We start from the raw sequence: 21231 nt of genomic DNA, 5'->3' as shown, positions 1-21231 counted from the left end.
TCAGTTGAAACTTGATCTGACACGGGGATCCAAGATACCGACGAGGATGTCGGCTGCTACGTTGACGAGAACGAAGAAGACCGTGGTGACCAGCACGGCTCCGGAGACGATGGGATAGTTGCGCACCGAGATCGCCTCATAGACCAGCTTGCCGATGCCGGGACGGGCAAAGACGATTTCGGCGAAGACGGAAGACGACAGCATGTGGCCGATGCCGACGCCGAGCAAGGTGATCGTCGGCAGCACGGCGATGCGGAGGGCGTAGGTGTAGACGATCCTGTGCTCGGTCAGGCCGAAGGCGCGCGCCGTGCGGATATGGCTGGCTTCCAGCGTCTCCAGCATCGAGGCGCGCACCATGCGCGAGATATAGCCGATCCAGCCAAGGCCAACCGCCAGCGACGGCAAGATGAGGTGCTGGAGCCGGCTGGCGAGGTCGCCCGGTTCGCCGGCGCCGATCGCCGGCAGCCATTGCAGGGCGACCGCAAACACCAGCAGCGAATAGATGGCGACGACGAAGGACGGCACGGCGATCATCGCCACCGACAGCACCCCGATCACCTGATCGACAAAGCCGCCGCGCCGCACCGCCGCGATGCAGCCAAGCGGAATGCCGAGCGCCACCGACCACGTGATGCCGCCGACCACCAGCGCCAGCGTGAACGGAAGCTGTTCCATCACCACGTCCAGAACTGGCCGATCTGACAGCACCTCTGTGCCGAGATCGCCGCGCAGGACCGATCCGTAGAAATGTAGGAACTGCCGCCACACCGGCTGATCGAGGCCCATGCGTACGCGCAGCGCCTCCATCATCTCCGGCGTCGCGCGCGGCCCCAGCGCAACGGAGGCCGGGTCGCCGGGAATGAGGTAAACCATGGCGAACATCATCATCATGGCCACGCTGATGATGATGGCGCCAAGCCACAGACGCTTGAGGGCGTAGCGGATCATTTCCAGTACCTGTCGGACGGTCTTTGGCGGGGACGAGCCCCGCCCGCCGATATCATGCGGGTTTGAAGTCGGTGAACACGGGTTCGCCGTTCGGCTTCAGGCCGGCCACAAGCGTATCTCGATTCATGATGCCGGTGACCTCATGCGTCAGGAAAACGTAGTTGCCGTTCTCCTCCATCAGGTCCTGCAGCTTCTTGTAGATGACATCGCGTTTTGCCGGGTCGAGCTCGACCATGCCTTCGGCATTGAGCTTGTCGAATTCCTCGCTGGAAAACCGCTCCCAGTTCCAGACACCGATCTGGTCGCGGGTAAACCAGGCAGTGGCCCAGCTCGGATCCGGCTGCATGGAGAAGCGGCTGATGATCATCTGCAGCTTTTTGTAGTAGTCGCCTTCCTTGGCGCCCAGCGTCCAGAAGGTGCCGCTGTCGTTCTGCTTGATCTCCACAGTGAGGCCGACATCCTGCAGGTTCGACTGCACGACCTGCGCCGCGGTCAGGCGCTCGGTCTTGTTGAGGATGTCGAGCGTGATCGTCGCGCCGGCCAGTCCTTCCTTGGCGATCATGTCGCGGGCGCGGTCCGGATCGAAATCGAACAGGTTCTTCTCGCGATGGCCGGGCAGGCCGGGCGCGATGATGCCGGTGGCGGTGGCGGCGGCGCCGAAATAGGCGGCATCGACCACCGCCTTGCGGTCCACGGCGTACTGAACCGCGCGGCGCATGTTCGGATTGTTGAAAGGCGCGACATCCTGGTTCATGCCAAGCCAGACAAAGGCCAGCGACGGCTTCTCGACCACGGTCGTCTTTGGCGGCGGTGTCTGCTTCAGGCGCGAGATCGAGGAGACCGCGGTCCAGGTGTAATCCAGGTCGCCGGCCTCATAGCCGAGTTCGGCGGTCTTCTCATCCTCGATCGGATGGATGTGGATCTCCGCGAAGGCACCTTGCTCGTACTTCCAGTCGGGATTGCGCACCAGCACCGTGCGCTGCTTGGGCAGCCATTCCTTCAGGATGTAGGGCCCCGACTGGGCCACCGGCTTGACACCCATCTTGCCACCGAGCTCGGTGATGGCGCGCTTCGACAGGATGGTGCCGGAAGGCGTCGGCAAGGTCGACGTCCACAGCGGCGCGAAGGCCTGCTTCAGGTGGATCAGCCCCGACAGCTTGTCCTTGACTTCGACCTCTTTGAGCGTCGCCCAGTCGCCGGAGTAGGGGCTCTTGTTGGCGGGATCGGCGATGCGTTCGATCGAAAACTTGACGTCTTCGGCCGTCATCTGGCCGTAGCCATCGGTGAAGCCGATATTGTCGCGCAGCTGGAAGGCGACGGTCAGCGGATCGAGCTGCTTGATCGTCTCCGCCGCCATCGGCCGCCAGCCCCAGCTGTCGCCCGGCGTGGTGACGACGAGGCCGGCGAAGATGACGCTGGTGATGTCGCCTTCGGGTGCCGCCAGCCGGAAGCAAGGGTCGAGCGTCTGGATGTCGGCGTAGGAGCGCACCTTGAGGATCGGCCCGTCGCTCGACCAGGAAACTTTTGGATTGACCATTGAGGCGAGGCCGAAAGCGCCGGCTCCGGCGAGCAGGCTGCGGCGCGAAACCCTGGTGTCGGCTAGAATGGACATGCTCTACCCCTCTGCTGTTTTCGTTGTCTTGTTTCCGGCCGTTGGCCATTCTCCAAGCCGGGCCGAATGTGTCTGTCAGCTAAAACTGCTAATAATAGACATGTATGTCTAGCGAAAATTTTGCCGGCATGTCCGAATCTTGAATACGGACGATCTTGCGGGAAATATCGACATCTGTTCCGACCGCGCCAGCGCGTCGGCTTGGGCCCTACGCGGGCTAAATGTGATCGCCCACACGGCGCGGCTTGGCCCGCCATTCGGTGGGGCCTGGATCAAGAGCTGTAGCGGACATGCGCCTCTCCGCGGCCGATCACTTCCAGATTTCGGCCGCCAGGCGCACGAAATTGCCGCCCAGGACGTTGCGCACGGTCTGCTCGGACTGGCCGCGGCGCAGAAGCACATCGGTCAGTTCGCTCATCTGGCCGGGAGCCGCGTAGGTCGTCGCCCCTTCCGGATACTCGCTCCTGGGCCAGAATTGCGGGTTGTCGGAAATGATACGGTCGATGCCTTTGATGTCGACGGGGAAGGCGTAGTCCAGCCCGATGCCGACATGATCTGGGCCAGCCAGATCGACAAGATATTCGATGTGGTCGGCCAACCTGTCCGAGTCCGTGCGTCCCTCTCCCAGGAAACGATTGAGCCCGACGATCGCGACGATGCCGCCGGTGCGCGCGCAGGCCTTTATCTGCTCGTCGGTGATGTTGCGGCCATGGCCGCACAAGGCCTTGGCGTTGGAGTGCGAGAAGATCACCGGCCGGTTGGAATATTCCATCACCTCCATCGAGGTGCGATAGCCGGTGTGGGTGACGTCGACGAACATGCCGAGACGGTTCATCTCGTCGATGACCTGGCGGCCGAACGCCGTCAGGCTGGTCTCGACATCGTGGCAACCGCCGCCGGCGAGGTTGTTCCTGTTGTAGGCAAACAAGATCTGGCGCACACCCAGATGGTGATAGAACTCCACCATTTCGATGCGGCCGTCGAGCGCGTTCATGCCCTCGACGTCGAAGGTGATTGCCAGTTTGCCCTCAAGCTTTGCCTTGCGGATTTCCTCTACCGAGGAGACCAGCGTGTAGTGCTCGGGATTGGCAAGGATCCAGTGGCGGAAATTTGCGAGCGTCCGCACTGTCTGCTCCCAGGGCAACAGGTCGAAGCCGACATCAATCGACAGATAGTCGATGCCGGCGTCGCGCCAGATCTGCAGATTGTTCAGGTCCGCAGCCGGGTCCGGCATGAAGCCGGAATGCGCGTCCCATATGATTTCACTGTCGAAAATGGCCTTGGCGGCAGTCGAAACGCTCACTTTTTTCTCACTCTCTTGGCAACGCCAACACGACGGAAGGCCGGATCAAGCGGCGTTCCGGACGTGTGATCCAGATGCAGTACGCATCAAGTATCAGGCCACAGACACATGTGTCTATACAGCTCCGAACGGGCCTGTATGGTCGCCGTCGCTGCATGTCGCTCCGATCGGACCATCGGCAAAAGGGAGAACAAAGATGAGTTCAAACGGAAGCCATGGCGGGAGCGATAGCAGGCACATCGCGGTAATCGGCGGCGGCATCATCGGCTGCAGCGCGGCTTTCCATCTGCTGCGGTCCGGCGTGCGCCGGGTGACGGTCATCGATGCGGGTCAGCCGGGTGCCGCGACCACCAGCGCCGGCGCGGGATTTGTCTCGCATTGGTCCGCCGGCATGATTCCGCTTGGCGAAGAGGGTCTTCAGCTGCAGCAATATGGCCTCGATTTCTATCGCCGGCTGCACGAGGTCGGCGTCGAGATCGGCTATCGGCCGAACGGCACCTTGATCATGGCGCTGACCGAGGACGGGCGCGAGCGTTTTGTCCGCCCGGTGCTGGACTCTTCCTATGCCCCGACGGAAATGCAGGATCTGAACGCCGCGCAGATCGGCCAGAAGATGCAAGGTCTCATCGATCCGGCGCGGGTCCATTCGGCGGCCTACAATCCGCATGGCATCCAGCTCGACACCAAGCTGGCAATGGGTGTGCTGACCGGCCAGATCAGCGAGCTGGGCGGCGTATTCCGCAGCAACACACGCGTGACGGCCGTCCATGATGCCGACGACCGGGTGGCGATCGAGACCGATCAGGGCAGCCTTGAGGCTGACGGCGTGATCGTTGCCGCTGGCGCATGGGACAACCAGATCATATCGGGCCTCGGCTGGAAGTTGCCGCTGCTGCGGGTCGTCGCGACACGCATCGTCACCGATGATCGCGGGCTGCCGTCGACCATCCCCACCGTCCAGTGCCGCGAATTGCGGCTGTGGCTGCGCGAGACATTCGGGGCCGTCATGTGGGGAACCGGCCGGCACTACAAACCCCTGTACAAAACAAATGACAGCGAAATCGAACCCGGCCAACCGCACAATCTCGAACTGATGCAGGAGACATTCGAGCAGGAGCTTGCCGAGCTGCAGACGGTGTTCCCGCCGCTGCGCGGTTCGACGATCGCGAGTTGGGCGCAAGGTGTGCCGTGCTACACGCCCGACAACGGTCTTATCGTCGGCAAGGTCCCCGGCAGCGACAATATCGTGGTCGTCGGCGGCGATAATGAGAGCGGCGTCACCCATGGGCCGGGTCTTGGCCGGCTCTCCTGCGAACTGGTCCTCGGGCAGACCCCATTCGTTTCCGCGGAGCGGTTCCGTGTCGATCGCTACGCCTCCGATGCCTTCAAGTCGGAAGCAGAGATCGAGGCCGCCATGCCGGCCTGGGGCGCGCGTCATGAGGCGTCGCGATTTGGCCGCGAGGCTTGATGTCAGCAGTCGTCGACGCTGCCGAGCAGCGCCTGCGCCACCGCCCTGACCACCGGGCCGGCATTCTTCCTCGTGACGATGTGGAAGGAGCCGGCGTGACGACGCGAGGTCTTCGTCAGCCGGACGAGCTGGCCGCGGCGCAGATGCTCGTCGGCAAACCCGGCCCAGGCGAGCGCGGCGCCGCGCCCGGCGATGGTTTCGTGGATCATCGATATGTAGCCCGTGAACCGAGGTCCATCGAGTTTCCGGTCGGTTCCGATCCACGATTGCCAGCTGTCGATCGCGCCCGGCGGCGTCACCTGATGCAGCAGCGGCACTGCTATGAAAGCCTCTGGGTCTTCCGAGGCGAGCGCCGGATAACGCGCCAGGAACGCCGGTGCGCAGACCGGGAACCATTCACCGTCGAGCAGTTTTTCGGTCACGAATTCGGACCATTGCCCGGCTTCGCCGAAGCGGATCGACAGCGCCACTTCAGGCTGGTCGAAATCCCTGTAGTCGGTGGATGTCTGCAACAGCACCCGGCCATCGGCAACCTGCGATGTGATGAGGCCGAAGCGCGGCATCAGCCATGCCTGCGCGAAGTCGTGGCTGCAGCCGACCACGAATGTATCGCTGTCGTGCGCGGTCAAATCCTCGACCGCTTGCCTGATGGTGCCGAGACCCTCGCGGATCGCTTCGGCTAGCGTGTTGCCGGCCCCGGTGACGGCGACGCGGTTGCCTTTGCGCGCGAACAGCTCGACCGACAGCTGGCGCTCGAGATTGGCGACGTGCCTGCTGACCGCCGATTGGGCGATGTTCAGCTCCTGAGCGGCCAACGTCAGCCCGCCATGCCTGGCGGCAGCCTCGAAGACGACCATGGCGTTCAGCAGGGGAAGCGATGTCTTGAGGGTTTTCACAATCCAAACCTGCCTTCATGCCTTTTCGATATGAAGGTCTATCATTTCTGTGTTTGCCGCAAGCCTTTCCGCATCGCACATTCCTATCGAAACGTCATCCTAACGCCAGCGAGCAGAAAGGTGTTGCAGTGCAGGCCTATACACCGAACAGCCAGCCTATCGACAGAAGCGAGACCGTCAGGCTGATCGACCGGCAACGTCCGGACTGGTCGCTGGAACAGGCCTTTTATGCCGACCCTACGATCTTCGCGCTGGAACGTGACTTGTGGTTTCCGCGCCAATGGATGCTTGTCGCCCATGCCAGCGAGGTCCCTGAAAAGGGCCGCTACATCGTGCGCCAGCTGTTCGACGAAGAGATCATCGTCGTGCGCTTCGGCGATGGCGAGGAGGACATCGCGGCCTACTACAATGTCTGCACCCATCGCGGCTCGCGGCTCTGCGCCAAGGATGGTCGCGGCAAGCTTCTGGTCTGCCCATATCATGCCTGGTCGTTCAGGCTGACCGGCAAATTGCAGTCGCGGCAGGACCTTCCTACAAGCGCCGATCCGGAAACGCTCGGCCTGCACCGGGTGCCCTGCAAGAGTTTCGGCGGCCTGGTATTCTGCGGCCTCGATGCCAAGTCGTTGCCCGACATCCAGCCTGTCGCGGACGGGCTGACCGGTGGCTTGCGCGAGAACGGCCTCGACCGCGCACGCATCGTTGCGCGCAGGAATTACCTGACCAAGGCGAACTGGAAGCTGGTGCTCGAGAACTTCCTTGAATGCTATCACTGCCGTCCGGCTCACCCCGAATATTACCGCGTCAACGGTCATGTCAAAGTGACCGCGACCCGCGATGCCGACAAGGCGGTCGAGTGGCAGAACGAAATCGAGGCCTGGCACAGCGTCATCGGCGATGCCGAGTTCCACAAGGGCGCGTGGCAGGCTGGCGACCTGGACACGATGCCGTTCGCCATGCACCGCAAGCCGATCGGCTCCGGCCGTAACACGCTGTCCAATACGGGCGAGGGGGTCTCGTGCCTGATGGGTGGTCGTCGTGCCTATGATGGCGGCGAAAGCGGCTTTCGCCTCGGACGCCTGTCGTTTGCAAGTGCTGCCAATGACTATGTCACGCTGTTCCAGATGATACCGCGCAACGCCATGGAAACAGACGTCATCCTGACTTGGCTCGTCGACAAGGATGCCGATAACGACGTCGACGCCGATGCGATCAGCTGGATGTGGGACATCACCACGGTGCAGGACAAGAAGATCACCGAAGACAATGCCGACGGCATCATGTCGCGCGCCTACCGGCCGGGGCCCTATACGCCGCTGGAAAGCCAGACCTCGTTCTTCGTGCAGACCTATCTGTCGGAACTGCGCTCGCTGATCACCGGCACGCGCGGCGCGACCGTCAGCCAATGGTCTGCGCCGAAGGAACTTTTCGCTTCGCCGAAAGCGGCGAGTTGCAACACGCGCCTCTGACCCGCGGCCGAAGATGCCTCTTTGAGGCGTCGCATTCCGATGCCATATGAAGGGGGGCCGACGGAATGTTGCGGGAGAGACAGTTTATGACCAAAGGTTCGGATCTGTTCGTCGCGGCCCTCGAGAACGAAGGGGTCGAACGGATTTTCGGCATTCCGGGCGAAGAAAATCTCGATATCGTCGAATCCATCCGCCGCTCCTCGATCCAGCTGATCCTGACCCGCCACGAGCAGGCAGCGGCCTTCATGGCCGCCACCTATGGCAGGCTCACCGGCAAGCCGGGTGTGTGCATCACCACCCTTGGCCCAGGCGCGCTCAATCTTTCGACGGGTTCGGCCTATGCGCTGCTCGGCGCGATGCCGATGATCATGATCACCGGCCAGAAGGGCATCCTGTCATCCCGGCAGGCGCGCTTTCAGATCGTCGACATCGTCGCGGCGATGAAGCCGCTGACCAAGCGGCGGCGGCGTGCATCTCGTCGTTGTGCCTATCGACTATTCCGAAAACACCAGGGTGCTCGTCGACGAATTGCGCGAGCGTCTGCCTGCGCCGCAGACGCCCTGACGGCAGCGACAAAGCCGCCGTCAGGATTGCTTGGGCGGAAGACCCTACACCTTGCAGTAAGGCGTTACCGGCGCGATGGTGCCGAAATCCTTAGCGATCTCGTAGCCGATGCCGTCGGCCGCCGCCTTGCCTACATAGGAATGGCAGAGTGTGTGGTTGTTGGTGGCGTCGACGCGGATCTTGCCTTGCGGTGCGTCGAACTCGATCGACGGCAGCGCGGCCAATACATCGTCGTCCTTCAGCGATCCCGCCTTCTCCGCGGCCAGCGCGTAGAGATGCAGGCCGTTGTAGCCGGCCTCCCCGATGCCGTTGACCATCTTCTCCTGGCCGAATTTCTCACGGAAGCTGGAGATGAACTTTTTGTTGACCGGATTGTCCAGCGCCATCCAGTAGGGCTGCGGCGCATAGGTGCCGGCCGCAACGCCGGGCGGCAGCGCGTCCTTGTTGAAGACCTCGTCGAGCGGGGCGATCAGCGGCTGCTTGATGTCGAAGCTGCGATACTGCTTGAGCTGGGTGACGGCGTCGTTGCCGACCACCATCGACCAGACGACATCGGGCTTCAGCGACTTGATCTTCTGGAAGGCCGGGCCGAAATCTGTGGTCCCGAACGGATAGTAATCGGCGCCGATGATCTTGCCGCCGGCCTTCTCATAGGCCGCCGTGATCGCCTCGGTCATCTTCTGCGGCCAGGCATAGTCCGAAGCCATGACATAGATCGTCTTGCCGAGGTTCTCTGCCACCCATGGCATCATCGGGTCGACCTGCTGCATCGGGATCGGGCCGGTGGCGACGAAGTAGCGGTTGCATTCGCCGCCTTCGAAATTGGTCGGGTAGAAGAACAGCTTCTTGGCCTTCGAGGTGACCGACAGCGTGGCGCTGCGCTCAGGCGAAATGATCGTGCCCATGATCACGTCGACCTTGTCTTCGTTGATGAGCTTGCGCGCCTTGTCGATGGAGCCCTTGGTCGTGGTCTGGTTGTCCTCGATGATGAGTTCGACCTGGCGCCCGCCAATGCCGTTGGCGGCGTTGAGTTCGGCGGCGGCGAGCTTGTAGCAATTGAGCAACGTCTCGCCGAGGATCGCCTGCAGTCCGGTGATCGGGATCGACAGGCCGACCTTGACGGTGTCGGCGGCGCGCAGGATCGACGGCGCGCCGACTATGGCGAAGGCGGCGGCAGCGCCGCCCGATTTCAAGACAGTTCTTCTGCTTATCATTGTTGTGTTCCCTTCCAGTCCCAGGCGCGCCCCATGCACGCCTTACAAAGCCAACAGGTCCTTCAGCAGGGTCTCGTCGGCGAAGGTCTCAGGCGCACCTTCGTGGACGATCCTGCCCTTCTCCATCACCAGGCAGCGGTCCGATGCCTTGAGAACGAGATCGAGATTCTGCTCGACAAGAATGATCGCGATGCCGCGCTCGCGGGCGATGCGCGGCACCAGTTCGGCGATCGACTGCACGATGTTCGGCTGGATGCCTTCCGAGGGCTCGTCGAGCAGCAGCACCGAGGGCAGGCCGCAGAGCGCGCGGCCGATCGCCAGCATTTGCTGCTGGCCGCCCGAAAGCGTGCCGGCGACCTGCGCTTCGCGTTCGCGCAGGATTGGAAAATAGCCGAAGATGTCGGCCGGAATGCCGCCGTCGCCACGGTCCTTGGCAGCGCGGGTGCCGACCTCCAGGTTTTGCCGCACCGTCAGCTGGTTAAAGATCCCGCGCCCCTGCGGCACATGCGCGATGCCTGCGCGCGCACGGCGGAAAGCCGGCGCGTTGGTGAGATCCTTGTCTCCGAGAACCACCGCCCCGCCGCTTGCCCGCAAGCCGCCGGAGATGACGCGCAGCAGCGTTGTCTTGCCTGCGCCGTTACGGCCGAGCAAGCCCACGACTTCGCCCAGCGCGACGCTGAGGTCGATGCCGTTCAGCACGGGGAGCAGACCGTAGCCGGCCGACACCGCCATTGTTCGCAGCATGATCAGCGCCTCCCCAGATAGACATCGCGGACCATCTCGTCGGTCTCGATGTCATGGAAAGGACCGCTGCGCAGCCGGCGTCCCTGATGCAGCACCAACGTCTCGCAGTTCAGCGCCCGCACGAAGCGGATGTCGTGCTCGACGGCAACGATCGAGAATTCACCTTTGAGTCGCAGCAGCATCTGCGCCGTCGCCAGCGTCTCCTGCGGCGTCATGCCGGCAGTGGGTTCATCGAGCAACAGCAGGCGCGGCTCTATCGCCAACGCCATGCCGATCTCCAGCCATTGCTTCTGGCCATGCGCGAGTTCGCCGGCCAACGTGGCGGCGCGGTTGGTCAGCGCGACCAGCTCCAAGAGTTCGCCAACCGGGCGCGCAGGCGAAGGCGCCCCCCAGCGCGCGACCTTGAGATTATCCTCCACCGAGAGGCTCGGGAAGACAGAGGGGATCTGGAACTTGCGGGCAATGCCGAGCCGGGCGATGCGATGCAGCGGCAAGCCGGCTATGTCGTGGCCGAGGAAGCGCACGCTGCCGCTGGTCGGACGCAGCGTGCCGGTCAGCACGTTGAGGAAGGTGCTCTTGCCAGCGCCGTTCGGCCCGATGATGCAGCAGAGTTCCTTGTCGCGCACCGTGAGGTTCAGAGCCTCCAGCGCCTGCAGCCCGCCAAAGCGGATACCGACGTTCTCGGCCTGCAGCAGGATGTCGCTCATTGCGCGCGCCTCCCGCCCTTGAACAGGCCTTTCAGCCGCGCGTAGATCGACAGGATGCCATCCGGCAGGACGAAGACGATGATGACGAAGACACAGCCGAGCAGAAGGGGCCACAGGCTCGGGTTGAAGCTGCTGATCGTCTGCTGCGCGCGCTGAATGAAGATGGCGCCCAGTACTGGCCCAAGCAGCGTGCCGCGCCCGCCGACCGCCACCCAGACGATCACCTCCGTCGACAGGAGCAGTCCGGACAGGTCGGGCGCCACCAGTCCTGCCATGCAGACATAGAGCGCGCCGGCAAGTCCGGCGATCGCCGCCGACAAGACGAAAGTAACGAGCAGCCGCAACGGCGCATTGTGGCCGAGCGCGGCCGCCCGGACTTCATTGTCCTGGATTGCGGTCAGCACCGTGCCCCAGCGGCCGCGGCTGATCGACCACAGCGCCAGCACCGTCACGGCGACGATAGCCGAGACGAAGATATAGGAGGGCAGATCCTGGCTCAGATCGACATGCAGGCCGCCAAGATCGAACTCGATCGGCGGAATGCCGATCAGGCCGCTGTCGCCGCCGGTGACCGAACTCCAGGAAACCGCGGCCTGCTGGCAGATGACGCCCATGGCCAGCGTGACGATGGTGAAATAGCTGCCACGAATGCCGCCGAAGAACAGGAAGTAGCCGATGATGGCGGCGACGAAGGCCGCACCCGCCACCGCACCGATGATGCCAAGCAGGCTTCCGAAGGGGATGGCATCATTGAGCGTAACCAGCGCCATGATGTAGCCGCCGATGCCGAAGAAGGCGGCGTGGCCGAAACACAGGATTCCGGTGCGGCCCCAGAAGAAGTCGAGGCTCGCCGCGAACAGGCCGAAGATCAGCGCGTCGCGGATCACCGTCAACTGATAGCCGCCGGCAAAGAACGGATAGATGATCGCGAGCGCCACGCAGACGGCAAAGATCATCAGCCAGTTGCGGTCGCGGGCGATCATCGCGACGCTCCGTTGAACAGGCCGTTGGGCCGCAGACGGACAGCGACGATGGCAGCCAGCAGCACGATCGCCTGCGCCAGCGACGGCGAAATCTGATAATTGAGGATGCTGGTCAGTCCGCCGACGAAGACGCTGCCGGCGACAAGGCCGCCGATCGAGCCGACACCACCGACGATGACGACGAAGAAGGCGTTGGCGAGATAGTTCACCCCCATCTGCGGCAGCACGATTGCCAGCGGTGCGACCAGTCCGCCGGCAAGGCCGGCGATTGCCGCGCCGAAGGTGAAGGCGATGGCGTAGGTGCGCCGGGTATTGATGCCGACGCCTTCGGCCATCTCGCGGTTCTGGATGACGGTGCGGATGTCGAGACCGAAGGGCGTCCGGCTGATCAACAGGATGACGCCGAGCAAGGTCAGCATGGCAATGCCGATCAGGATCAGCCGGTAGGCCGGATAGACGGTAAAGAAAAGATCGAGCGTGCCCTCGATCGGCGGCGTCACCGGCTTGGCGCCGAGCCCGAAGATCAGTTCCAGCCCTTGCTGCAGGATCAGGCTGACGCCCCAGGTGGCAAGCACGGTCGAGACCGGCCTGGAATAGAGATGGCGGATGATGGCGAACTCGAGGATACAGCCGACCACCGCGCCGGCAACGGGCGCCGCCGCCAGGCCCAGCCAGAACGAGCCGCCCACGCTCTGGACGAAATAAACCGCGAAAGCGCCGACGGTGACGAACTCGCCATGCGCCAAATTGGTCACGTTCATCAGCCCGAAGCTGATCGCCAGCCCGAGCCCGACCAGCATCAGGATACTGATCAGCGTCAGCGCATTGAGCAGCGTGGTGATGAGAAAATCCATCGCGTCAGGCCGCACTGGCGAGACGTTGGCGCAGGCCGGCGAGCAGGCCTTCGGCGGCATCGATCGCCGCGGCCTGATGCGACTGCAGATCCTGCCCCGCCCATTCGTCGATATGCTCCGACAACGGGTCGACCACTTCGGTGCGATGGTTGGCCAGAGTCTCGATGACGGCATGGCCGCAGAACGGCACATAGCCCTCGGAGTAGCCGCCCTCATGGGTCATCATCAGGCGCCCTTGCGAAGTTTCGGCGGCCAGCGCCACCATGCGCGCGGCGAGCCGCCTGAAGCATTCGCTGTTGAGCATCATGCGGCCGAGCGGATCAAAGCCGGACGCATCGAAGCCGGACGCGACGATGACGAGGTCCGGTCTGTAGGCACGCAGCGCCGGCGCGACGACACGGTCGAAAGTCGCTTCATAGGCGCCGGTGCCGCTGCCCGCCGGCAGCGGTATGTTTATGTTGTAGCCTTCGCCGGCATCTTTGCCGTTGTCGGCCAGCGCACCGCGCCCGGTCGGGTAGAGATTGTCCTGATGCAAGGAAATGGTCAGCACCGACGGGTCGGAATAGAACACCGTCTCGGTGCCGTTGCCGTGGTGCACATCCCAGTCGACCACTGCGGCGCGGCCAAGCAGGCCTTCATGCTGCAGCCGGCGGACAGCGACGCCGATGTTGGAGAACAGGCAGTTGCCCATCGCCTGATCAGGCTCGGCATGGTGCCCCGGCGGCCGCGCCAGCGCATAGGCATTGTCGACGCGTCCGGTCAGCACGGCGCGCATCGCGGCATAGGTGGTGCCGGCAGACAGCAGCGCGATGTCGAAGCTGTTGAGGCCGATTGGCGCCTGCGGCCCGGCGAAACCGGAGCCGCGCTCGCTGAGCATCCTGATGTCGTCAACGTGACGTTGCGTGTGGACGCGCAACAGGTCCTCGACCGAGACCGGCTCGGGGATAATCGGGACGAGATGGCGCGACAGGCCGCTGACCTGGATGAGGTTGTTCAGCCGCCGCTTCGAGCCAGGGGATTCCAGATGGCGGCCGGGTTCCACGAAACGGCCGGGAGGCATCATGTCGGCGCTGGAGCCGGTGTCATGCCACATCAGCTGTTCGTGAAAAACGTAGCCTGTCGCCATTCGCAGCGTCCTCTAAAAACCAGGTGACGCTAGCAGGCTAACGATCATGTGGCCCGACCCGAAAGAGGGGCTGCGCCTGTATCTATGCCCCTCCTTTCGGAGGGGTATAGGCGCCTGCTGACCCTTGCGCGGCGCGCACCGCCTGCACCCGGTTGGATACCGCAAGCTTGCCGAAAATGTTCTTCAGGTGCCATTTCACCGTGGTTTCGCTCACCGACAGCGCCAAGGCGATATCGCGATTGGACATGCCCTCAGTGAGATAGCGCAGCAGTTCGGCCTCGCGCTGGGTGAGCTGTTCCTTCTCAGCGGCTGGTGCGGCCAGCTTGCGCGCCGCCACGGGCATCGCCTGCGCTGCATCGATGATGCGCGTGGCATAGGCTGACAGCGCGGGGTCGGTCTTCGCCTGGGCAGCACGCAGCCGCATCAACCCTTCGACGACAGACCTTCCCTCGTCGACGAAGGAACGGATGAAGCCGGAAGGTTGGGCGAGACGCAACGCATCGAGGAGATTGCGGTCTGCCTCGCGTTGGTCGTGGGCAGCGCTGGCCGCTTTGGCTCGCAGGATCAGCGCCAATATATAGCGACGCATGCGCCCGCTGGTTCTCGTGCGCTCCAGAAGCGCGTCGAAAACCCCCGCTGCATTGGCATAGGATTTTTCCGCCGTCAGCAAACGGCCCTCGGCAAAGAACTCGAACTCGTTTGCGGTGGTGATGACCGTCGAAGTCTCGGTCTCTTCGCCGCGATGCTCGGCCAGCAGCGCGCGCGCCTCGGCATTGCGGTTCTGGTCGAGCAGCACACGTACGCGGTCATGCATGATCATCGATGCCAGGCGGCGATACACCGTGCCGCGCACGCGTTGATAGACGCGCTCCAGCATGTCCAGTGCGGCTTCGGTGCGACCGGTCAGCTGCAGCACACGGGCATAGGTCGGCACGCTGGCAAGGGGATAGACGATGACCGCCGCGCCCTCGATCTGCGGGCCGAGATTCTCGACCAGGGTCAGCGCTTCGCCCGACGCATTGGTCTCGTAGGCGAGCTCGGCTAGCAGCGTTCCGGCCAAGGCCTCGGCATAGGAATTAGCACCGATCCGCGCCCTGGCCTCGATGATGGCGTTGCGCAGCAGCCGCTCGGCGGCGGGCAAGCGGCCCGCCGAACGCTCGACAACGGCCATGTAGCAATTGGCAATGGTGACGCCGAGCAGGCTGCCGCTTCGCTCATGCGCCCGTCGCGCCGCATCGATCGCGGCGCGGGCACCTTCGAGGTCACCCAGCGCATAGAGGTTGTAGCCGATGACATTGGCGGTCGCGCCTTCCATGAACCAGGCATCGGGTGAGATGACGCGCAGGGCCGCAAGTGCTGTGTCGCGCGCCTGATCGAACTGCTCCAGCGTGCTGTGGACGGCAGCGGCGAGAACCACCAGTTCGGCCTCGATCGTTGTGCCGGTCATGGTGCCTGGGTCATTGCTGTCAGTCGGTCCGGTCTCGACCAGCTTGCGCGCATTGCTCAGCGTCTGCTGGGCAATCTCGGGTTGGCTGCTGTGCACCGCCAGCCAAAGCACCACCAGTTGCAGCCGGATGCGCTGGTCGATCAGTTTCCTAGGCAGCAGCGCGAGCAGCTGGCGCACGTAGAGAAGCTGGCACTGGGCGATGAGGTCGAGCGCGTTGTTTTCGACGAATACCGCCGCGCGTGCCTGGTCGCCGGCGGCCAGCGCGTACCCGATCGCCTCGGTCAGCATCTTGCGTTCGCCGAACCATTCGGCGGCCGCCAGATGCAGCGGCGCGATCATCTCCGGTTCGCGCCGTTCCATTTCGCGGCTGAGGAAATCGCGGAACAGATGATGGTAGCGGAACCAGCGTCGCTCTTCATCGAGCGGCACCAGGAACAGGTTGCGCGTCTCGATCTCGGTAATCGCCGCCTCGGCATCCGCCGCGCGCATCACCGCCCGGCAGGCTTCGGCGCTGAAGCGTTCGAAGATCGAACTGTAGAGCAGGAATTTTGCGATTGCCGGCGGCAGCTCCAGAAACACTTCGCCCATCAGGAAGTCGGCGACGTTGCGGTTGGCGCCGGTAAAATTGCCGATGAAGGTTTCGGGTGCGTGTGCGGCACTCAGCGAGAGCGAGGCGAGCTGCAGGCCGGCGGCCCATCCTTCGGTACGCGAGCACAAGGTCTCCACTGTGCCGCTGCTGACGCTCAGGCCCAGCTTCTCGTTGAAGAAAGCCTCGGCCTCGGACGAGGCGAAACGCAGATCGTCGGGGCCGATTTCGAAGATGTCGCCCAGCACCCTGAGCTTGCCGAGTTGCAGATCGGGCAGGCTGCGCGAGCCGATGACGAAGGCGACGTTTGCCGGCGCCTGCCGGGTCAGGCGCTCCATGAACCGCTTCACCGCCGTCGCCTCGACAGCGTGGTAGTCGTCGAAGAACAGCGTGATGTCAGCTTCGCGCGCTGCAAGGCCCGTGACCAGTGCCGCGAGCATGACATCGAGCTGGGGGATCGGGCTGGACTGGAAGGCAAGGTCGAGTTCCGCTGGGCTCTGGACGAGATGGCGGAGCGCGCCCACCAGATGCGACAGGAAGGCGCCCTCGTCATTGTCGGTTGCCTCGCAGGATAGCCATGCGGTCAGCCGACCGTGGCGCGCGACCTCCGTGGCCCATTGCGCCATTGTCGTCGATTTGCCGAAGCCGGCGGGCGCGGCGAACAGCACGATCCGCGTGTCGATGTGGCGCTCCAGCGTCGACAGGATGGTCTCGCGGCGCACCCATCGGCGATGGTGCGGCGACGCTTGGCTGACGGATTGCGGAGCTGTTCTCATCTAGGTCCGTGCAACCTGCCGCTTTTCCGGGAAAGCGCGGCTCCCTTGCCATTGCTCCACTCCGTTTCGATCAGCGGAATCTGCGGTGCGGCATCGCGCGGCAAGGTTCCCTTGATCCGGGGATCGTCGATGATCTCAAATCCGGTCGCGAAGGGGACGAACCCGCAGGCACTGTAGAACCCGATGACACTGTGATGATCGAAGCTGCTTGTATGCAGCCAGATGCGGCTCGGGTTGAGACGCCATGCGAGGTCCAGTGCCCCGGCCATCAGCCGTTTGCCGAAACCCCTGCCGGTCAGGGACGGGAACAGGCCAAAATAGGTGATCTCGATCTCGCTGCTGTCGGCGACGAAGAATTCGACCATACCGAGATGCGCGCCGGTCTCGTCATGGCCGTAGTAGAGATGCTGGCGCGGGTCGGCGAAATGCTCGGTGATTTCGGCATCGGACATTTCGGAAACACGGTCCCAAAGCCAGGGCGCGCCGATCTCTAGGAAAATCGCCCGGTAGGAAGCGCAGTCGGGGGGCGTGATCCGTGTCATGGCCAAGGGGTGCGCGAGATCGGGCTGCGGCGAGCGCGCCTCCATCCACGTCACCGCATTGGCAAGCTTGCCCGCCGGCAGGCGATGGTAGCCAATGGCGAGATCGGTGATTTCGGCCGGCATCGTGTCTTCGGTGATCAACGCATTCCTCGTCATGTCTTCCAGAGATAGCAGTATCGGCTTGCTGCATCCGATGCCAACTCCCCAGACCATGGCAGCATTGAACGGCAAGTCCTGGACTGAAAGTTTGGCGCGTATGCCTCTTGCATTTCACAGAAATGGCATATGAGATATGATACACCATTCAGATGAAAGTGAAACATAATGCCTGAGCGGATTGCGGACGAGGCCATTCTCAGCGCGGTCGATGGCGGCTTCGCGCGGCAGGTAGCGTTTCTGCAAGACCTCGTGCGTTTTCCTTCGCAGCGTGGTGAGGAACATGCCGCACAATCGTACATGGCGGCTGCCTTTGAGGCTGACGGCTATGCCGTCGACATGTGGCGCGTCGATGTCGATGCGATTCGCGACCTGCCGGGTTTTTCACCCGTGGCAGTTTCTTATGACGACGCCTTCAATGTCGTTGCCACGCATACGCCGCGAAACGCGACCGGCCGCTCGCTGATCCTCAACGGCCATATCGATGTCGTGCCGACAGGGCCACTCGACCGCTGGGTGCGCGATCCCTACGATCCGGTGATCGAGGACGGCTGGATGCATGGCCGCGGCGCCGGCGACATGAAGGCCGGCCTGTCCGCCTGCCTCTATGCGCTGGCCGCATTGCGCAGCCTTGGCTATCAGCCGGCCGCGAACTTGTATCTCCAGTCGGTGGTCGAGGAAGAATGCACCGGCAATGGCGCGCTTGCCTGTCTGCAGCGCGGCTACCGCGCCGACGCCGCCTTCATTCCCGAACCGCTGGAGCCGAGGCTGATGCGGGCGCAGGTCGGGCCGATCTGGTTCCGGGTCGAGGTCGACGGCGATCCCCAGCATGCGTCGGGTGCATTTTCTGCCGGGGCCAATGCCATCGAAAAGGCATTTGTCATCATCCAGGCGCTGAAGCAGCTCGAAATCGTCTGGAACGCGCGCAAGGTCGACGACAAGCATTTCCATGATCACCCGCACCCGATCCGCTTCAATCTCGGCAAGATCGAAGGGGGCGAATGGACATCGAGCGTTCCGGCGCGCTGTGTCTTCGAGATGCGCGTCGCCACCTATCCCGGCCAGAGGCTCGAAGACGCCAGGGCCGAGCTTGAGGCCTGTATCGCCGAAGCGGCGCGTGCCGATCCGTTCCTGGCCAATCGCCCACCGATGATGACCTACAACGGCTTCATGGCCGAGGGCTATGTGCTGGAAGGCGCCGACGAGATGGAAGCGGTGCTGCGCCGCAGCCACACCGCCGTGTGGGGCGAGCCGCTGACGGAGCACGTCACCTCGGCGACCACTGATGCGCGCTTCTTCGGCCTCTATGCTGAAACGCCGGCGATCGTCTACGGCCCGATCTGCCGCATGCCGCACGGCTATGACGAGGCCGTCGATCTCGACTCGGTGCGCAAGGTCACCCAGACGATCGCGCTGTTCATCGCCGACTGGTGCGGCCTCGAACCTATTGAGGCCAAGCCATGAATGCAGCCGTCCCCGATGCTTTCGGCGAAACGCTCGCCGAGGACGCGCCCCATGTCTCGACGACCGACGCGCTTGCCATCGTGCGCCGGCACTACGGGCTGACCGGCACCGCGCGTCCATTGCCTGGCGAACGCGACCATAACTTCCACATCCAGACCGACGGCGAGGGCGAGTTCGTCCTCAAGGTTTCCCATCCGGCGGAAGAGGCCGGCTTCACCGACTTCCAGAACAAGGCGCTCGACCACATCCTTGCAGTCGACCCCACCTTGCCGGTTCCCTCGGTGCGCAAAAGCCTTGAGGGCGAAGCGCAATTTACGGCCAGTGTTGGTGGATCGGCACCGCGCATCGTCCGGCTGGTGACTTATCTGCCCGGTCAGCTGCTGTCGCGCTCGCCGACTTCCGATGCGCAGGATCGCAATCTCGGGATCTTCCTCGCCCGCCTTGGCCGGGCGCTGCGCGGTTTCTTCCACCCGGCCGCCGGCAGCGACCTGCTCTGGGATATCCGCAAGGTCGCCAAGATACGACCGATGACGGTGCACATCACTGATCCGGGCCGGAGGGCGATGGTCGAGCGCGCGATCGACTCCTTCGAGCAGCATGCGGCGCCAATCATTCCGACCCTGCGCGCCCAGATCGTCCACAACGACATGAACTCCTACAATGTGGTGATGGACGCGTCGCGGCCGGAGGTCGTCAGCGGCATCCTCGATTTCGGCGACATGATCCATTCGCCGCTGATCTGCGACCTCGCCATCGGCGCCGTCTATCGCTGGCCGGCGCAAGGCCATCCGTTGGCGCCGGCCGCGCGCTTCGTCGCCGGCTATCAATCGGTTCAGCTGCTGGAGGAGGAAGAGATCGGCATTCTCTTCGATCTGATCCGTGCCCGGCTTGCGCTCATCGTCAACATCGCCAGTTGGCAGGCCGAGCGCTTCCCGGCCAAGCGCGACTATGTGCTGCGCCTCGCCACCGAGGTCTGGGCCTCGCTCGAAAAGCTGGATGGTCTGTCATCCACCGATGCCCGCCGCTATTTTCTCGACCATTCCAATCCGGAGTAAATGCTCGTGTCCCAGTCCTCGCCATATCCTTCAAATGCCGACGCGGCTGCATCGGAGCGCGCGCTGCTTGAACGCCGCGCCAGGCTGCTTGGGCCGACCTATCGCGCCTTCTACCGCAACCCTATTCATCTGGTGCGCGGCAGCGGTGTGTGGCTCTACGATGCCCAGGGCCGTAAATTCCTCGACGCCTATAACAACGTCGCCTCGGTCGGCCACTGCCACCCGCGCGTTGTCGAGGCGCTGTCCGGACAGGCCGCCACGCTCAACACCCACACGCGCTATCTCAGCGAGATCATCCTCGATTACGCGGAAAAACTGCTCGGCACCGTTCCGGCCCATCTTGGCCACGCCATGTTCACCTGCACCGGAAGCGAGGCCAACGACCTCGCCATCCGCATCGCCCAGCATTCCAGCGGCGGCACCGGCGTGATCATCACCGACTTCGCTTATCACGGCGCCACCATCGCGACGGCGCAACTGTCGCCGGCGGCGGTCGGAGCAAAGGGCGTGCGCGCGCAGCACCGCACCGTGTCGGCGCCGGACACGTTCCGCGACCATGGCCGGGCCGCGAATGTTTTCGCAAAAAATGTCGCCGCCGCCATCGAGGACATGCGCGTAAAAGATATCAAGCCGGCCGCACTCCTTCTCGACTCGGCCTTTTCCAGCGACGGCATCTTCTTTCCCGATGCGGCGGTGATGCGCGAGGCGGTGGATCACGTCAGAAAGGCCGGCGGCATCGTCATCGCCGATGAGGTCCAGTCCGGCTTCGGCCGGCTTGGCCAAGGCATGTGGGGTTTCGCCAATTATGGCATCGAGCCCGACATCGTCACGATGGGCAAGCCGATCGGCGATGGACACCCGATGGGCGCCGTGCTCGTGCGGCCGCAGCTAGTCGCTTCGTTCGGCTCGAACACCGGTTATTTCAACACTTTCGGCGGCAATCCGGTTGCTGCCGCCGTCGGTCTCGCCGTGCTGGCGGTGATCGAGGGCGAGGGGCTGATCGAGAATGCGCGCAATGTCGGCGCGTATACGAGTGAACTGCTGCGCACCCTGCAGAGCCGGCATGGCGCGGTCGCCGATATCAGGCATAACGGCCTCTATTTCGGTGTCGAGCTGACGGCGGACGGTGACGAGGCGCTGGCCGCCACCAAGACATCGGCGGTCGTCGAAGCCATGCGCGAGGACGGCGTGCTGATCTCGTCCTGCGGTCCGCGCGGCAATGTGCTGAAGATGAGGCCGCCACTGCCGTTTGCCAGGGACAATGCCGAGCAACTGGCCGAGACGCTCGATCGCGCGCTGTCGAACTGGTGATCGGGCCGA

17 protein-coding genes and 1 pseudogene are annotated in these 21231 nt (G+C 63.6%); 6 read left to right on the top strand and 12 right to left on the bottom strand.

Annotated elements, in window-relative coordinates:
• From X735_RS163690 to X735_RS0133445, 3 genes are all read right to left on the bottom strand, one after another.
• Entirely contained in the window at positions 1 to 948 is a 948-nt protein-coding gene (locus X735_RS163690; RefSeq protein ID WP_023808846.1) for an ABC transporter permease, read from the bottom strand.
• A gap of 52 nt (positions 949 to 1000) precedes the next feature.
• Positions 1001 to 2560: an ABC transporter substrate-binding protein gene (locus X735_RS163695; protein ID WP_023808845.1), complete on the bottom strand. Its 1560-nt coding sequence runs from the start codon at positions 2558 to 2560 to the stop codon at positions 1001 to 1003.
• A gap of 310 nt (positions 2561 to 2870) precedes the next feature.
• A complete protein-coding gene (locus X735_RS0133445; protein ID WP_023808844.1) occupies positions 2871 to 3863 on the bottom strand; it encodes a membrane dipeptidase in 993 nt (330 codons plus the stop codon).
• A gap of 196 nt (positions 3864 to 4059) precedes the next feature.
• Between X735_RS0133445 and X735_RS163700 the strand changes: the two genes are divergently transcribed.
• Positions 4060 to 5331: an FAD-binding oxidoreductase gene (locus tag X735_RS163700; RefSeq protein ID WP_023808843.1), complete on the top strand. Its 1272-nt coding sequence runs from the start codon at positions 4060 to 4062 to the stop codon at positions 5329 to 5331.
• Positions 5332 to 5333: 2 nt separating this feature from the next.
• Here the strand turns inward: X735_RS163700 and X735_RS163705 are convergent, their stop codons facing one another.
• On the bottom strand, positions 5334 to 6227 hold the full coding sequence (locus X735_RS163705) for a LysR family transcriptional regulator (RefSeq protein ID WP_023808842.1): 894 nt from the start codon (positions 6225 to 6227) through the stop codon (positions 5334 to 5336).
• 128 nt (positions 6228 to 6355) lie between these two features.
• Between X735_RS163705 and X735_RS163710 the strand changes: the two genes are divergently transcribed.
• Entirely contained in the window at positions 6356 to 7693 is a 1338-nt protein-coding gene (locus X735_RS163710; protein WP_023808841.1) for an aromatic ring-hydroxylating dioxygenase subunit alpha, read from the top strand.
• 86 nt (positions 7694 to 7779) lie between these two features.
• Positions 7780 to 8151, top strand: a pseudogene (locus X735_RS1000000167075) (thiamine pyrophosphate-binding protein); the annotation flags it as partial.
• Between the two features lie 150 nt (positions 8152 to 8301).
• On the opposite strand, the gene X735_RS163715 reads toward X735_RS1000000167075, so the two are convergent.
• From X735_RS163715 to X735_RS163750, 8 genes are all read right to left on the bottom strand, one after another.
• Positions 8302 to 9471 (bottom strand): substrate-binding protein, encoded by a 1170-nt coding sequence (locus tag X735_RS163715; protein ID WP_023808839.1) that lies wholly within the window; start codon positions 9469 to 9471, stop codon positions 8302 to 8304.
• A gap of 42 nt (positions 9472 to 9513) precedes the next feature.
• A complete protein-coding gene (locus tag X735_RS163720; protein WP_023808838.1) occupies positions 9514 to 10215 on the bottom strand; it encodes an ABC transporter ATP-binding protein in 702 nt (233 codons plus the stop codon).
• Between the two features lie 2 nt (positions 10216 to 10217).
• The gene (locus X735_RS163725; protein ID WP_023808837.1) at positions 10218 to 10922 is read right to left on the bottom strand and encodes an ATP-binding cassette domain-containing protein; all 705 of its coding nucleotides are present in this window, start codon (positions 10920 to 10922) and stop codon (positions 10218 to 10220) included.
• Positions 10919 to 11905: a branched-chain amino acid ABC transporter permease gene (locus X735_RS163730; RefSeq protein ID WP_023808836.1), complete on the bottom strand. Its 987-nt coding sequence runs from the start codon at positions 11903 to 11905 to the stop codon at positions 10919 to 10921. Before X735_RS163730 ends, X735_RS163725 begins: the two co-directional genes overlap by 4 nt.
• Positions 11902 to 12759: an urea ABC transporter permease subunit UrtB gene (urtB, locus tag X735_RS163735; protein WP_031212284.1), complete on the bottom strand. Its 858-nt coding sequence runs from the start codon at positions 12757 to 12759 to the stop codon at positions 11902 to 11904. Before urtB ends, X735_RS163730 begins: the two co-directional genes overlap by 4 nt.
• Positions 12760 to 12763: 4 nt before the next feature.
• Entirely contained in the window at positions 12764 to 13885 is a 1122-nt protein-coding gene (locus X735_RS163740) for a class II histone deacetylase (protein WP_023808834.1), read from the bottom strand.
• Between the two features lie 82 nt (positions 13886 to 13967).
• Positions 13968 to 16694, bottom strand: coding sequence for a LuxR C-terminal-related transcriptional regulator (locus X735_RS163745; RefSeq protein WP_023808833.1), 2727 nt, complete (start codon positions 16692 to 16694; stop codon positions 13968 to 13970).
• The gene (locus X735_RS163750) at positions 16691 to 17392 is read right to left on the bottom strand and encodes a GNAT family N-acetyltransferase (protein ID WP_245273050.1); all 702 of its coding nucleotides are present in this window, start codon (positions 17390 to 17392) and stop codon (positions 16691 to 16693) included. The genes X735_RS163745 and X735_RS163750 overlap by 4 nt, the downstream gene beginning before the upstream one ends.
• A 168-nt stretch (positions 17393 to 17560) precedes the next feature.
• Here X735_RS163750 and X735_RS163755 point away from each other — a divergent pair, with 168 nt between their 5' ends.
• The 3 genes from X735_RS163755 to X735_RS163765 are packed head-to-tail and all read left to right on the top strand — an operon-like array spanning position 17561 to position 21222.
• On the top strand, positions 17561 to 18856 hold the full coding sequence (locus X735_RS163755) for an ArgE/DapE family deacylase (RefSeq protein WP_023808831.1): 1296 nt from the start codon (positions 17561 to 17563) through the stop codon (positions 18854 to 18856).
• A complete protein-coding gene (locus X735_RS163760) occupies positions 18853 to 19911 on the top strand; it encodes a phosphotransferase (RefSeq protein ID WP_023808830.1) in 1059 nt (352 codons plus the stop codon). The genes X735_RS163755 and X735_RS163760 overlap by 4 nt, the downstream gene beginning before the upstream one ends.
• Positions 19912 to 21222 (top strand): aspartate aminotransferase family protein, encoded by a 1311-nt coding sequence (locus X735_RS163765; protein WP_031212279.1) that lies wholly within the window; start codon positions 19912 to 19914, stop codon positions 21220 to 21222. It abuts the gene before it with no gap.
• Positions 21223 to 21231: the final 9 nt, after the last annotated feature.

The sequence above is a fragment of the Mesorhizobium sp. L2C084A000 genome, assembly GCF_000502875.1.
Lineage (GTDB): Bacteria > Pseudomonadota > Alphaproteobacteria > Rhizobiales > Rhizobiaceae > Mesorhizobium.
Note: the sequence above shows the minus strand (reverse complement) of the source record. Positions and strands in the feature narration are given on the sequence as shown.